Here is a 13782-nt window from a genome sequence, read left to right as displayed (position 1 = left end):
ATCCCCCATTTCGGGCGCAGATGGAATAGATCAGGGGTCGCCTGCGTCTCACTCGAGAACGCGGGTCAAGTAGGCGGCCGTCACGCCGGGGCTTGGGATGATGGCGACGATTTTCATTTGTGCGATCGTGCGGTCGACCGAGGCTTCGAGATGGTTCTCCATCATCGCCGCCGCCGCCTTGACGGCACCTCGCAGCAGCAGTTCCGCGATCAGGCGCAACTCCGTGATGATGGCGGGATCGCCGGGCAGCCCGAGCCGCCGCAGCAATCGCTCCGTCGCCGTGACAGGCAGCAGATTGTTGCGGATCGATTCCTTCAGCCGCTCATTCGGTGTCGCGAGAATGCAAATCTCGATGAAGTCGGCATGGATGGTTTCCAGCGCCGCAAGGTGGTCGGCCGGTTCGTGCCGCTCGAGATCGGAGAGGCGCTGGAACAGATCATCCAGTCGCTCCCGGTCGACGCGGCTGGCCCCAGCGACCAGCGCCTGCGGCTCCAGCATGCCGCGCAGGCCGTAGTGATCCTTGATCATCTGCGCCGTCAGCGGGCCGGCGATCCAGTGGGACGACTGGTTCTTGCGCACAAGACCGCGTTCGCGCAGACGCGTCAGCACGTCACGCACCACGGTGCGGCTGACGTTGAAATGGTCGGCGAGCTCGATCTCGATAATGCGGTACTGGCCAAAGACGACGCAGCCGGCGACATCGGCCTCGACGGTATTGTAGATGCGCTCCCAGGACGCGCGGCTCTGCAAGGCCTCGTCGGCGTGGCGCGGAATGGTCAGGCCGAGGGTCTTGATATCGGCGCGCTTCGGCTCGATGCCCTGGCCAGCGGGACCGACGAGATAGCCGCGTCCGTTGAAGCGATGTACCAGTCCCTCGCTCTCCAGCGTCTGCAGCGCCCTCTGCACGGGCGCGCGCGAAATCTGCAGGATATCGGCGATCGGCCCTTCGAGGAGCACCACGCCGCGCGGCAGCGTGTTGTCCTCGATATTGCCACGCAGAACATCCTCGGCGATCTCGTAGCGCTTTTGCGCATTCGGGCGCGCATGGTTTTCGGTCATCTGATGCAATGGACTCACGTCGTTCTGATGCCCCACTCTTACGCGTTTTGTAATTCTAACATAGCGCAAAAATAAATGACTATTGAATACAAAATATGTTTTTTGGCTCGCCAACGCAGCGAATCTCTTTTCGCTGACGGTTGATACTTAGCGCCGCGATTGGCGCTGTTTGCTGAATGATGCCGGCCGCGGTGCGCCACATTATGGCGGCTGTTGGAGCCATTTCGTTGCCAATTCTATGGATAGGGCCTGGATGCTTGTCGATATCGCCGCCTTTTTCCAGTCGTCCCTCAATCAGTTGTTACCTTGGGATTCGACATTTTCTAGAAAAGTCTATTGAATACAAAAATCATTTATGTAATGCTCTGAACATCAAGACGCTCGTCAGAAGCGTCGCAGGTGGAACTCTTTGAAACGCCAAGGAACATCTCTTTGAGGCGCATGTGAGCATGCGCGAGTGCAGGCTGACGTCTGAACGTCCGGATCGATGCGATCCAGACGAAAGCGGAGCTTTGCCGGAAGGATGGTCCTTGCCTTGAAACTGGTGGGAATTCGGTGTCGACCGTTCTTCAGCTCAGCCAAGTCACCAAGTCCTATGGCCCGTCAGCTGCACTGGACGGGATAGATTTCTCTCTGCCCGACGATGCCTATATCTCGCTGCTCGGGCCGAGTGGTTCCGGCAAGACGACGCTGCTGCGCGTCATTGCCGGCTTCGAGGAACCTGATGCCGGTTCGGTCCTCTTCCACGGCAAACGGCTTGACGGCGTGGAGCCGCATGATCGCGGCATCGGCTTCGTTTTTCAGAACTTCGCTCTGTTTCCGCATCTTTCCGTTGCCGAGAACGTCGCCTTCGGCCTGCGCAATCGCAAGGTCGATCCGGTGACGGATGCGCGCGTCCTGGCAAAAAGGGTTCAGGATATGCTGTCGCTGGTCGGCCTCAGCGGATTTGACGACCGCGCGGTGACGCAGATTTCCGGCGGTCAGCGCCAACGCGTCGCCTTGGCACGTACTCTGGTGACGGAGCCGAAGATGGTGCTGCTGGACGAGCCGCTCGGCGCGCTCGACGCCAATCTGCGCGGCCGCATGCGAAGCGAGCTCAAGATCATCCGCGAACGCTGCGGCGTCACCTTCCTGCATGTTACGGGCAGCGAGAGCGAGGCCCTGGCGATGGGGGACCTGGTGCTTGTGCTCGATCGCGGCCGCATCGCGCAGGCCGCCGCCTCGGACGTCGTCTACAACAGCCCGGCAACGGCCTCGGTCGCCCGTTTTCTCAATTGCTATAACCTCTTTGCCGGCGATGTCGTCGCGGATGCTTTCGTCGGCCCGGCCGGTCGCTTCCCCTTGAATGGTTCGCGCCGAAAGGCGCCGCAGCCAGCCTATGCGATCCGCTACGACCGCGTTTCGATCCGCTCCCGCGATGCGGTGCTATCGGATGACGAAGTGCGCATCGAGGCGGATTTCATCGCCAGCGAATATTCCGGTGCGGCGGTCAATTCCTTCTTTGCGCTCGATGGCGGCCACATCTTCGAGGTCGAATCCCATCTGAGCCATGCCCGTCCGCCGGCCTTTGTCGAGAAGGACCGCTATGCGCTCGTCTGGAAGAAGGAGGATGCCCTTGTTTTCGGTTGATGTGAGCCCTTCGAACCCTTCTACCGGACCCTCCAAGGAGAGCGAGAGATGACCATGGTCGCGACATCAGAGGAAGCCGTGCAGGAAGGCGCAGCCGTGCGCCGGAGATCGAGCAAGACGCTCTGGCTTCTTGCGCCGGGCATGATCTGGATGGTCGCCTTCCTCGTCCTGCCGATGCTGATGATGGTCTACGTTTCCTTCTGGACGCAGACGACCTTCAAGATCGAACCGGCGCTGACCTTGCAGAGTTGGATCACCTTCCTGACGAGCGCCACCTATCTCGGTGCGCTCTGGACGACGATCCGCATCTGGCTGCTTGTGCTTCTGTCGACGCTTATCGTCGGCTATCCGGCAGCGCTCTTCGTCGGCCTTCTCATCAAGAACAAGACGCTGCAGACCGTGTTGCTGGTACTCTGCGTCATCCCGTTTTGGACGTCCTTCCTGATCCGAGTTCTCGCCTGGCGGCCGATGCTCGGCACCGAGGGCGCGATCAACATGATCCTGATGAATCTGGGCGTTATTCGGCAGCCGATCGAGGTACTGTTGTTTTCGGAACTGTCCGTCATCATCGGTATGACCCAGATCTACTGCGTCTTCATGGTCGGGCCGATCGCCTTCATGATGGGTCGCATCGACGCCTCGGTCATCGAGGCGGCCCAGGATCTCGGTGCGGGCTTCTGGCGCATCTTCCGCACGATCATCCTGCCGCTTTCGATGCCCGGCGTGGTGGTCGGTGCGATCTTCGTTTCCGTCATGGTTCTGGGTGAATTCGCAACGTCCGCCGCCCTGTCCGGCCGCAAGGTCAATCTGCTCGGCAACATCATCGTCACCCAGGTCGGCTCGTTGAAATGGGCCTTCGCCGCCGTTGCCGGCGTTGTGCTGACGATCATCATGGGTGCTGTTGTCGCCGCCCTGCTCAAGGTCGTCGACCTCAGAAAGGAGCTCTGATCATGAATGCTGGCGGTATCAAGCTCGGCCTGGGGGTCTATACGACCTTCTTTCTGATCTTCCTCTATGGACCGCTCGTCGTCCTGGCGATCCTGTCGTTCCAGACCGGGCCGGAGGGTGGGCCGCAATTCCCGATCATCGAATGGTCGACCTATTGGTACCGGCATCTCCTCGGCCTCACGCCGCCCTCGCGCATCGCGCCCCTGCCGATCGATCAGGCACTGATCCGCTCACTCTTTCTGGCGCTGATGACCATGATCGTCTCGACCGTGCTTGGCGTCATGTCAGCGCAGGCCTTTCGCCGCAAGTTCCGCGGTTCGGGCGTGGCCTTCTATCTGATCGTTCTCGGCATGATGGTGCCGGGCGTGCTTGTCGGCCTCGGCATGGCGCTTGTCGCCAACGCCTTCGGCATCGACCGTCACTGGTGGAGCACCGCCTTCGTCCTGCATGTCGTCTATACTTTCCCCTTCGCCTTCCTGGTCATGCTCGCCATCTTCAACAGGTTCGATCCGAGCATGGAGGAAGCCTCCTGGTCGCTCGGCGTCACGCCGGCGCGCACCTTCCGCAAGGTCACGTTCCCGCTCATCTTCCCAGGCGTGCTTTCGGCGATGCTCTTTGCCTTTACGCTCTCCTATGACGAGTTCTCACGCACCCTATTTGCCTCTGGCCGCGAGCTGACGCTGCCGCTCGCCATCTACGGCACCTTCTCGGTCGAGGTGCACCCGAACGTCTTCGCCTTCGGGGTGCTGACGACGCTGTTTTCCTTCGCGCTTCTCGGCACCTACGCGATCCTGATGGGTCTGTCGGTACGGCGCGCCAAGCGCGTCCGCATTCAGGAGGACGCATGATGGCTGAGAAGGCTTTCTCCCCGATCTCCGCCCCCCTCTCTGCCATTGTCACCGGCGCCGGCTCCGGTATCGGCCGTGCCATTGCGCTGCGCATTGCCGCCGACGGTTATGCGGTTCTGGTCAATGACCTCTCCGAGGAGCGCGCCAAGTCTGTTGCCGCGGAAATTATCAAGGCGGGCGGAGCGGCGGCCGCGATCGCCGGGGATGTGGCGCGGCCCGAGGATGTGGCGGCGATCCATGCGGCTGCCAAGGCCGCGTACGGCGAGGTCGCTCTTCTCGTCAACAATGCCGGTATTGCGCATCAGGCGGCATTCGAGAACCTCGAGCTTGAGGATTTCGACCGAATGTTCGCGGTGCATGTGCGCGGCACCTTCCTGATGACCAAGGCCGTCCTGCCGCCGATGCTGGCGCGGGGCGAGGGTGTCATCGTCAACGTCGCATCCCAGCTCGGGCAGATCGGCGGCATCGAGCTGGTTCACTATTCCGGTGCCAAGGCCGCGATCATCGGCATGACAAAGGCACTCGCTCGTGAGGTCTCTGGCCGGGGCGTGCGGGTCAACGCTGTAGCGCCGGGACCGATCAATACGCCGCTGGTGCGCGGCCTTTCGGAAGAATGGCGCGAACGCAAGAAGCGCGAATTGCCGCTTGGCCGCTTTGGGGAACCGGAAGAAGTGGCCGCGACCGTGGCATTCCTGGCCTCGCCGGCCGCGAGCCTTTTCGTCGGCCAGACGCTCGGGCCGAATTCCGGCGATGTGATGCTCTGAGGGAGACAAGCAGATGGACAGTTTAGAAAAGCGGGTGGTCATCGTCACGGGTGCGGGCATCGGTATCGGCCAGGCAACGGCGAAGGCTTTTGCAGCGCTCGGCGACCATGTTGTCGTCACCGATATTCTTGAAAAGGAAGGCGAGCAGACGGTTCATGACATTCTCACCGCCGGCGGCTCGGCCGAGTTTCATCTTTACGACGTGCGCTCGACGGAAGCGGCAAACCAGCTAGTCGCCGATGTCGAGGCGCGTTTCGGCAAGATCGACGTCATCGTCGCCAATGCCGGCATCGCGCATCGGACACCGCTCGACAAGCTCACCGACGACAAGTGGGACCTGACCATGGATGTCGATCTGAAGGGCATCTTCAAGCTGGTGCGCGCCGCCGTGCCCGGCATGCGCGCCCGCGGATCGGGCAGCATCGTCGCGCTCTCCTCGATCATGGGTGTCGCCTATGGTTGGGATGAGCATGTCCATTATTCGGCGGCGAAGTCCGGCGTCGTCGGGCTGGTGCGCGGGCTTGCCGTGGAGCTGGCGAAGGACGGCATCAGGGTCAACGGTATTGCACCGGGCTATATCCGCACGGCTCAGCTCCTTTCGGAAGAGAATTCACTGGGCCCCGCCGGCGCGGAAAAGGCGGCCGAGTTCATTCCGATGGGCCGGCTCGGCGAACCGGAAGACATCGCCGATGTGATCGCATTCCTTGCGTCAAACGGCGCGAGTTACATGACCGGCCAGGTTCTGGTCGTTGATGGTGGCCTCCTTGTGGGGCGGTACTGATCGTCATCGTCCGGCGATGGCTGGGTAGGGGCGATACGGCAATGAAGAGGCCCGACAAGGGCCAAGGGAACAGCAATCAGCACTGGAGAACAAAAATGTCCAAAATGGAATTGAACAGACGCTCTCTGTTGAAGCATTCGGCCGGCGTCATGGCGCTCGCGATCGGCGGCGGCTCACCCTTCCTGTCATCGCGCGCGGCTTACGCACAGGCTGCCAATCTCGCCAAGGAGCAGTTGCGCACCATCGGCCTTTCGGTCACCGTCCAGGAGCGGATCCTCGATGACTTCCGCAAGGTGAGCGGCGTCGGGCAGACCTCAGGTACTGCGGCGACCTTTCCCGACGCGCAGACCAAGATCCTGTCCGGTTCCAAGGATTACGATTGCTGGGAGATCATCGGCGAGCGTCTGCCGTCGATCGTCATGACCAACAATGTCGAGCCGGTTCCGGCCGCTTCCCTGAAGAACTGGGCCAATATCCGCGATACCTTCACCACGCCCTCCGACAAGTGGGAGCCGAAGCAGCAGATCGTCGGTCAGATCTGGGCGGATGATGCCAAGACCACGCTGAACATGGTGCCCGCGGTCTATAACTACGATTCCATCGGCTACAACCCGGACGTTCTCTCCGCCGAGGAAGCCAATACCTGGGCGGCGATCTTCGATCCGAAGTTCAAGGGCAAGTCCGGCCTCAACACCGATCCGCTGATCGCGTTCGGTCAGGCGATCATGGCCATGAACACGCTTGGCCTTCTGAACGTGAAAAATCCCGGCAACCCGAGCACGGCCGAAATCGACGAAGCGGCGAAGTTCCTCGTTTCGAAGAAGAAGGACGGGCAGTTCCGGGCGCTGTGGGGCGATTTCGGCGAGCTGGTCAATCTGATGGCATCGGGCGAGATGGTCGTCTGCGACGCCTGGCAGCCGGCCGTCATGGCGGTCAAGGCCCAGGGCAAGGCATGCAAGTATGCCGTGCCGAAGGAAGGCTATCGCGGCTGGGCGATCGGCCCGTCGATGATCGCCGGCACGCCGAACAAGGAAGCCGTGATCGCCTATGCCGATTACTGGCTCTCCGGCGAGCCCGGCATCACCGTTTCCGAACAGGGCTATTATTCGCCGTCGACCAATATCCAGAAGGTCATGGCGCCAGACAAATACGCCTTCTGGTACGAGGGCAAGCCATGGGTCGGCGCTGCCGAGCGCGGCATCAAGGAAGGCGACCTGCGCGATGGCGGCTCGCTGGCTGAACGCGCCAAGAACGTCGCCTATTGGCACCAGTGGCCGGATGAATACGACCATCTGGTTCAGAAATGGGATGAATTCCTCAATGCCTGATTCGATGGCTGCCGCCGGCCATCCTATGCCGCGCGGGGAGGCGATGTCCGCCTTCTCGTCTACGCCCGGAGATCTCCCATGATATATGATTTGGAACTCATCGATGTCGGCAAGGTCTATGACAATGGCACGCCCGCCGTCATCGACTTCAATCTGTCGATCAGGAAGGGCGAATTCATCGCCTTTCTCGGTCCCTCGGGCTGCGGCAAGACCACGACGCTTCGCATCATCGCCGGCTTTGAAAGCATTTCCTCCGGCGACATGATGATCAAGGGCGAGCGCATGAATGATGTCAGGCCGCAGAAGCGGCCGACATCGATGATCTTCCAGAATTATGCTCTGTTCCCACATATGACCGTCCGGCGGAATGTCGGATATGGTCTTGAGGTCAAGGGCATGGCGAAAGCCGAGCGGGATGCGCGGGTCGATCGTATTCTCGCAACTCTTGGGCTGGAGGATATTGCCGAGCGGAAGCCTGACAAGCTTTCCGGCGGCCAGCGTCAACGTATTGCGCTTGCCCGCGGCCTCGTGGTCGAGCCGGATGTGCTGCTTCTCGACGAGCCGCTGGGTGCTTTGGATGCCAATCTGCGCAAGGCGATCCAGAATGAGCTGAAGCTGCTGCAGAAGAAGCTCGGCGTGACCTTCGTCTTCGTCACACATGCCCAGTCGGAAGCGCTGGCGCTATCCGACCGCATCGTCGTCATGAACCAGGGCAGGGTGGAGCAGATCAGCCCGCCGCATCAGCTTTATACACGTCCCGATACACCGTTCGTGGCACAGTTCATCGGCCGCAACACCATCTTCGAAGGCGAGGTTGCCGGCACGCAGGCCGACAACACATTCGTGTCGACCGCGTTTGGCACCCTGTCGGGCTGCGCCAATGGCGGCCTCTCCAGCAAGGTCAACATCGTCATCCCCTCGGAGGCGATCGAGGTTCATGCGGCGGGCGGCTCGGCACGTGAAAATCTCGCCCGGGCGTTCAGCGGCAATGTGGTCGGAGCATGCGTCGAGCGTTTCGACGTGGTCGGCCATATCTCGCAGATCGGCATCAGCTTGCCCGACGGCCGAGGCCTGGCGCTGGAAGCGCATATCGACAAATACCGGCCCGGCGCCTTTCCCCTAGGCGCCGAGGTCATGCTTACCTGGGATCCGGCCGACGCGACCGTCATCCCGGCTCACTGATTACAGAAAACTCAAATTGAAGGAGGTCATCTCATGGCAAAGGAAATCTTGTGCAGTTTTGGCGTCGACGTCGATGCCGTCGCCGGCTGGCTCGGCTCTTACGGCGGTGAGGATTCGCCCGATGATATCTCGAGAGGCCTTTTTGCCGGCGAGGTCGGCAGCCTGCGGCTGGTGAAGCTCTTCGAACGCTTCGGCATCAAGACGACATGGTTCATTCCCGGTCACTCGATCGAAACCTTTCCCGAGCAGATGCAGGCGGTGGCCGATGCCGGCCACGAAATCGGCATCCATGGCTACAGCCATGAAAATCCGATCGCCATGACGCGCGAGCAGGAGACGGAAATCCTCGACAAGTGCATCGAGCTGGTCACCAAGCTTTCCAGGAAGCGCCCGACCGGCTATGTCGCACCGTGGTGGGAGTTCTCCAACGTGACGAACGAGCTGCTTCTGGAGCGCGGCATCAAGTACGATCACTCGCTGATGCACAATGACTTCACGCCATATTATGTGCGTGTCGGCGACAGCTGGACCAAGATCGACTATTCGCGCAAGCCGTCGGACTGGATGGTGCCGCTGAAGCGCGGCCAGGAGACCGATCTGATCGAAATCCCGGCATCCTGGTATCTCGATGACTTGCCGCCGATGATGTTCATCAAGAAATCTCCGAACAGCCATGGCTTCGTCAACCCTCATCACATCGAGCAGATGTGGCGCGACCAGTTCGACTGGGTCTATCGCGAGATGGATTACGCTGTCTTCCCGATCACCATCCATCCCGACGTCGCCGGCCGGCCGCAGGTGTTGATGATGCTGGAGCGGCTCTACGCGCATATGATCAAGCATCCAGGCGTCAAGTTCGTCACGATGAATGAGATCGCCGACGATTTCGCCGCCCGCTTTCCGCGCAAGAAATAGACGGCTAGGCTGAAGTATCGAAGCATCAGGTTGGAGGCGATTGCCATGTGTTCACTGTGCGGCGTGCTCGGCGGCAACGAGCATTGGACGGATGCCGCGGCACGGCCGGGTGTGTTCACGCGGAATCACGCAAGTTTCGACCGGCGGCGCGAGCGCGCCGAGCGCGTGCGGGCCGCCAATGAGATGCTCTCTGGTTTCGGCCTTGTCCTTTCTGACTGGCAGGGCGCGTCCTTCGTGCTGTCGACCAGAACGGGCAGGAGCGAAATCATCGAGGATCTCGGCCATCTCTGGCCGGCAGCCGAAAGGCTCGTCGGCCGGTACTGCGATCCGCTTGACCTTGCCTTCGTCGCCAGGATGGAGGGACGCCATGTCGGTTGAAGCAAGCGGCTTCCTGCCGATCAATCTTCTGACCGGCTTTCTCGGCTCCGGCAAGACGACGCTGCTCAAGCGCATCCTTGCGGACCCGGCCTTTGCCGATACCGCCGTACTCATCAACGAATTCGGCGAGATCGGGCTGGACCATGATCTCGTCGAAAGCGTCGATGGCGAGATGGTGCTGCTGCGTTCGGGATGCGTCTGTTGCACGGTGCGAGACGACCTTGCCACAGCACTCAAGGAACTTTATTCCCGCCGCGAGCGCGGGCTCTTGCCGCCATTCCGGCGCGTCATCATTGAAAGCACGGGTCTTGCCGATCCCTTTCCAGTCCTGTCGACGATCAAGGCCGATCCGGTGCTCAGGCATCATTTCTGCGCCGGCAACGTCATTACGACTGTCGATACGGTGAACGGGCTGCGCCAGCTCGACACCTATATCGAATCCAACCGGCAGGTAGCGGTCGCGGATCGTTTGATCGTGACCAAGGCCGATCTTGAAGCCGACAGCAAGGGAGATTCCCTTCGAGCTCGCCTTCGAACGCTCAATCCCGATGCTCCAATCCTGACAGCGGCCGATCCGAATCTCGATCTCTCCTCCCTTGTTGCCGTCCAAAGCGACGTCTCGCCAAGCGGCAGCCTGTCGCAGAGCGGCTTTTACTGCGAGGAGCCGGTAAGGCTTGTCTCATCGGATGGCGTGCCGCATCAGGCCGCCATTTCCTCGATTTCTCTCAGTATCGACAGGCCCGTCGACTGGACCGCTTTCGGGCTCTGGCTGACCATGCTGCTCAATCGGCATGGGGAGCGCGTGCTGCGGGTAAAAGGTATTCTCAATCTCAATGGAGAGGAGCGCCCGGTCGCTGTTCATGGGGTTCAGCATCTGGTTCATACGCCGGTGCATATGGATGGATGGCCCTCGGAAGACCGCAGCTCGCGACTGGTCTTCATCCTGGACGGGCTCGATGGCGCGCTATTGAAACGCTCCTTCGAAGCCTTCACACTGGCGCATATGCCCGTCGTTGCATCTTGTCAGATCGCAGCGGCGCGGTGACCCAATTGGTATCTCCATGAACAAGCATGAATCCGTCGCCAAAAGCATGTCCGCTCCCGCCTTGCATCTGAAGGGACGGCCGCGCCTGCGCGTTCTCGGCACTGCGATCTCGCTGCTGGAGGAATTGCGCCTGCGCGCGCAGGACGATCTCGGCATCGACGTCATCTTCGACAATAACGACTTCCTGACGACTCAATACAAGGCGGCCCGCGAGCCGGAGACCTACGATATCTACGACCAGTGCTTCCACAATCTCGATATCGTCTGGCATTGGCGTGCGATCCAGCCTGTGGACACCCAGCGCATTGTGCTCTGGTATGAGGTCAACGATCTGACGAAGACCGGCCACATCGGCCCCAATCCGCGATTGGGGCTCGGCGACGTGCCGGCGAAGAAGCTCTTCGTGCAGCCGAACCTCGCCTTGGGCGATACGCCATCGCGCTTCATCTCCATGCTGCCGACGACGCATAATTTCGACAGCTTCGCCTATCGGACCGATCTGGCGCCCAATGGTGTCGGCATGCATTCCTGGGGCGCGCTCTTCGACGAACGCTGGGCGGGCAGGGTGGCGCTGGTCGATGAGCCCGCCATCGGCATTTTCGATGCGGCGCTCGCGGCACAGGCCGCTGGCCTCATGTCCTTCGACGATATCGGCAATATGTCCATTCAGGAGATCGACCAGCTGATCGATCTCCTGGAGCAGCGCAAGAAGGCTGGCTTCTTCCGGGATTTCTGGAAAACTGCCGAGGATGCGGCCCGGCTGATGATCGCCGGCGAGACCAGCGTCCAGAGCATGTGGTCGCCCGGAATCGGCATCCTGAATTCGAAGGGCGTGCCGGTCGAGCAGGCCGTCCCCGCCGAAGGCTATCGCGCTTGGCATGGTGGTCTGTGTCTTTCGAAACAGTTGAGCGGCCGCCTCCTCGACGTTGCCTACGACTATCTGAACTGGTGGATATCGGGATGGCCGGGTGCCGTGGTCGCGCGGCAGGGCTATTACATTTCGACACCGCAGCGTTCGCGGCAGTTCATGACCCAGGCCGAATGGGACTACTGGTATGAAGGCGCGGCGGCCACCGAAGACTTGCCCGGCCCGGATGGCCAGCTGCGGATCAGGAAAGGATCGGTGCGCAGCGGCGGATCCTATTGGCAGCGCGCCAATTGCATTGCCGTCTGGAATACGACAATGGATGAGCACAATTATCTCGTGCGCCGCTGGATGCAGCTGGTCGGCTGAAGAGGAGAGCAAGGGCTATGACAAAGACACATCTCGGCAAATCGATCGCGCAACTCTCCGTCCTGATCCAGTCCGGCAGTCTCGACCCGGTCGCGCTGGCCGAGGAGACCCTCGACGCGATCCGGACCTATAGGGACCAGGCGATCTTCACGCAGCTTTTGGAGCGGCGCGCGAAGGAGGAAGCGGCTGCTTCGTCCAAGAGGCTGCGTGAGGGGCGTTCGCGTGGGCTGCTGGATGGCATTCCCGTCGCCTGGAAGGATCTCTTCGCCATTGCCGGCCTGCCGACGACGGCCGGCTCGATTGTGCTTGCGGATGCCGCGCCCGCGCAGGACGATGCCGATGTCGTCAGGGCGCTGCAGGCGGCGGGCATGGTGGCCGTCGGTCGGGTCAATATGAGCGAATTCGCCTTTTCCGGTATCGGTCTCAATCCGCATTACGGTACGCCGCTAAACCCGCTGGCAACGGATGTGCCGCGAATTCCCGGTGGTTCGTCCTCGGGTTCCGCCGTCGCGGTTGCGGCCGGTCTCGTGCCGGTGGCGATCGGCACGGATACCGGCGGCTCGGTGCGCATCCCGTCTGCTTTCAACGGCCTTGTCGGCTATAAGGCAAGCCATGGCCGTTACAGCATGGCCGGCGTCTTTCCGCTGTCGACGAGCCTCGACTCGCTCGGTCCGCTGTGCCGCAGCGTCCAGGATGCGATCTGGGTCGATGCCGCAATGCGTGGGCGCTTTGTCCCCGAGGTGGAGCGCGCCGAAGTCGCCGGGCTTTCCATCGTCGTGCCGACAAATATTGTCATGGATGATGCGCAGGATGCTGTTCTTGCAGCTTTCGAGGCGACGCTGGCGAGATTGAGTGCCGCCGGCGTTAAGATCCGGCGAGTGGCCTTTCCGGCATTCGAAAGGCTCTTTGAGCTGATGGCCGAGTATGGGCCGTTGGTTACTGCCGAGGCCTTCGTGCTGCATCACCGCCGTCTGGCAGGACCGGAAGCCGATTCCATGGACCGGCGCGTTGTCGCGCGAACGCGCCTTGGAGAGAAGACGACGCTGGTCGGCTATCTGGAAACGCTCAAGGTGCGTGAGCAACTGATCAAGGAGGTTGCCGCAACGCTTGGGCCGAACGAATTCGTCGCCTATCCGACGGTTGCCCATGTCGCGCCGGCGCTTGGCCCCCTGGAGGCCGACGACGAACTGTTCGTGAAGATCAATGGCAGAACGCTGCGCAATACGGCGATCGGTAATTTTCTTGACTGGTGCGGCGTTTCCCTGCCTTGCGGGGCGGGCGAAGCGGGCATGCCGGCCGGCTTTCTGCTGTCGGCTCCCAAGAACCATGATGAGCGGTTGCTGGGGGCCGCTCTGGCGCTGGAAGAGGCAATAACTAATGTAGACTGTCCAAGAATGCACTGATGAAAACAACCGATGTCGGGGCGGCCGCGGCGCGATGCGGCCCTGTAGTCGCCCCCGCAGTGAGGTGGTTGCCAGCGCCACGCCTCGGCGGTTCGCATCTCTTCTCAGTCGACGAAGCAGATAGTAGTCTTGGCAGACCGGTCTTGATCCAGGCCGTTGCACCCTGTGTCTTTGACGGACTGATCAATGGCCAGTGCTTTCGAGCCTATGTCGAACGCCAACTCTACCTGTTCTCAAATCGGGCGACGTCGTCATGATCCTTAGAGGC

The 13782-nt window shown here is 61.2% G+C and carries 13 protein-coding genes and 1 pseudogene; 13 read left to right on the top strand and 1 reads right to left on the bottom strand.

Annotated features, from left to right (window positions below):
• Positions 1–48: 48 nt before the first annotated feature.
• Positions 49–1059, bottom strand: coding sequence for a GntR family transcriptional regulator (locus RTCIAT899_RS30780; protein WP_015343760.1), 1011 nt, complete (start codon positions 1057–1059; stop codon positions 49–51).
• A 555-nt stretch (positions 1060–1614) separates the two neighbouring features.
• Here RTCIAT899_RS30780 and RTCIAT899_RS30775 point away from each other — a divergent pair.
• From RTCIAT899_RS30775 to RTCIAT899_RS33990, 13 genes and pseudogenes are all read left to right on the top strand, one after another.
• Positions 1615–2688, top strand: a complete 1074-nt coding sequence (locus tag RTCIAT899_RS30775) for an ABC transporter ATP-binding protein (RefSeq protein WP_015343758.1) — start codon at positions 1615–1617, stop codon at positions 2686–2688.
• Positions 2689–2736: 48 nt separating this feature from the next.
• Positions 2737–3636 (top strand): ABC transporter permease, encoded by a 900-nt coding sequence (locus RTCIAT899_RS30770; protein ID WP_015343757.1) that lies wholly within the window; start codon positions 2737–2739, stop codon positions 3634–3636.
• Between the two features lie 2 nt (positions 3637–3638).
• Entirely contained in the window at positions 3639–4484 is an 846-nt protein-coding gene (locus RTCIAT899_RS30765; RefSeq protein WP_015343756.1) for an ABC transporter permease, read from the top strand.
• On the top strand, positions 4484–5248 hold the full coding sequence (locus tag RTCIAT899_RS30760) for an SDR family NAD(P)-dependent oxidoreductase (protein ID WP_015343755.1): 765 nt from the start codon (positions 4484–4486) through the stop codon (positions 5246–5248). The genes RTCIAT899_RS30765 and RTCIAT899_RS30760 overlap by 1 nt, the downstream gene beginning before the upstream one ends.
• 13 nt (positions 5249–5261) lie before the next feature.
• Positions 5262–6029 (top strand): SDR family NAD(P)-dependent oxidoreductase, encoded by a 768-nt coding sequence (locus RTCIAT899_RS30755; RefSeq protein ID WP_015343754.1) that lies wholly within the window; start codon positions 5262–5264, stop codon positions 6027–6029.
• A gap of 95 nt (positions 6030–6124) precedes the next feature.
• Entirely contained in the window at positions 6125–7357 is a 1233-nt protein-coding gene (locus tag RTCIAT899_RS30750) for an ABC transporter substrate-binding protein (RefSeq protein ID WP_015343753.1), read from the top strand.
• A gap of 78 nt (positions 7358–7435) precedes the next feature.
• Complete coding sequence (locus tag RTCIAT899_RS30745) at positions 7436–8539, top strand: ABC transporter ATP-binding protein (protein WP_015343752.1); 1104 nt, start codon at positions 7436–7438, stop codon at positions 8537–8539.
• Between the two features lie 33 nt (positions 8540–8572).
• Entirely contained in the window at positions 8573–9454 is an 882-nt protein-coding gene (locus RTCIAT899_RS30740; RefSeq protein ID WP_015343751.1) for a polysaccharide deacetylase family protein, read from the top strand.
• A gap of 45 nt (positions 9455–9499) precedes the next feature.
• On the top strand, positions 9500–9832 hold the full coding sequence (locus tag RTCIAT899_RS30735) for a hypothetical protein (protein WP_015343750.1): 333 nt from the start codon (positions 9500–9502) through the stop codon (positions 9830–9832).
• Positions 9822–10877: a CobW family GTP-binding protein gene (locus RTCIAT899_RS30730; RefSeq protein WP_015343749.1), complete on the top strand. Its 1056-nt coding sequence runs from the start codon at positions 9822–9824 to the stop codon at positions 10875–10877. The genes RTCIAT899_RS30735 and RTCIAT899_RS30730 overlap by 11 nt, the downstream gene beginning before the upstream one ends.
• Before the next feature lie 16 nt (positions 10878–10893).
• A complete protein-coding gene (locus tag RTCIAT899_RS30725; protein WP_015343748.1) occupies positions 10894–12111 on the top strand; it encodes an ABC transporter substrate-binding protein in 1218 nt (405 codons plus the stop codon).
• Between the two features lie 17 nt (positions 12112–12128).
• Positions 12129–13514 (top strand): amidase, encoded by a 1386-nt coding sequence (locus RTCIAT899_RS30720; RefSeq protein ID WP_015343747.1) that lies wholly within the window; start codon positions 12129–12131, stop codon positions 13512–13514.
• A gap of 158 nt (positions 13515–13672) precedes the next feature.
• Positions 13673–13773, top strand: a pseudogene (locus RTCIAT899_RS33990) (IS630 family transposase); the annotation flags it as partial.
• Between the last annotated feature and the right edge of the window lie 9 nt (positions 13774–13782).

Origin of the sequence: Rhizobium tropici CIAT 899, assembly GCF_000330885.1 — a bacterium.
GTDB classification, from domain to species: domain Bacteria; phylum Pseudomonadota; class Alphaproteobacteria; order Rhizobiales; family Rhizobiaceae; genus Rhizobium; species Rhizobium tropici.
This window is presented reverse-complemented; position numbering and strand designations above follow the sequence as displayed.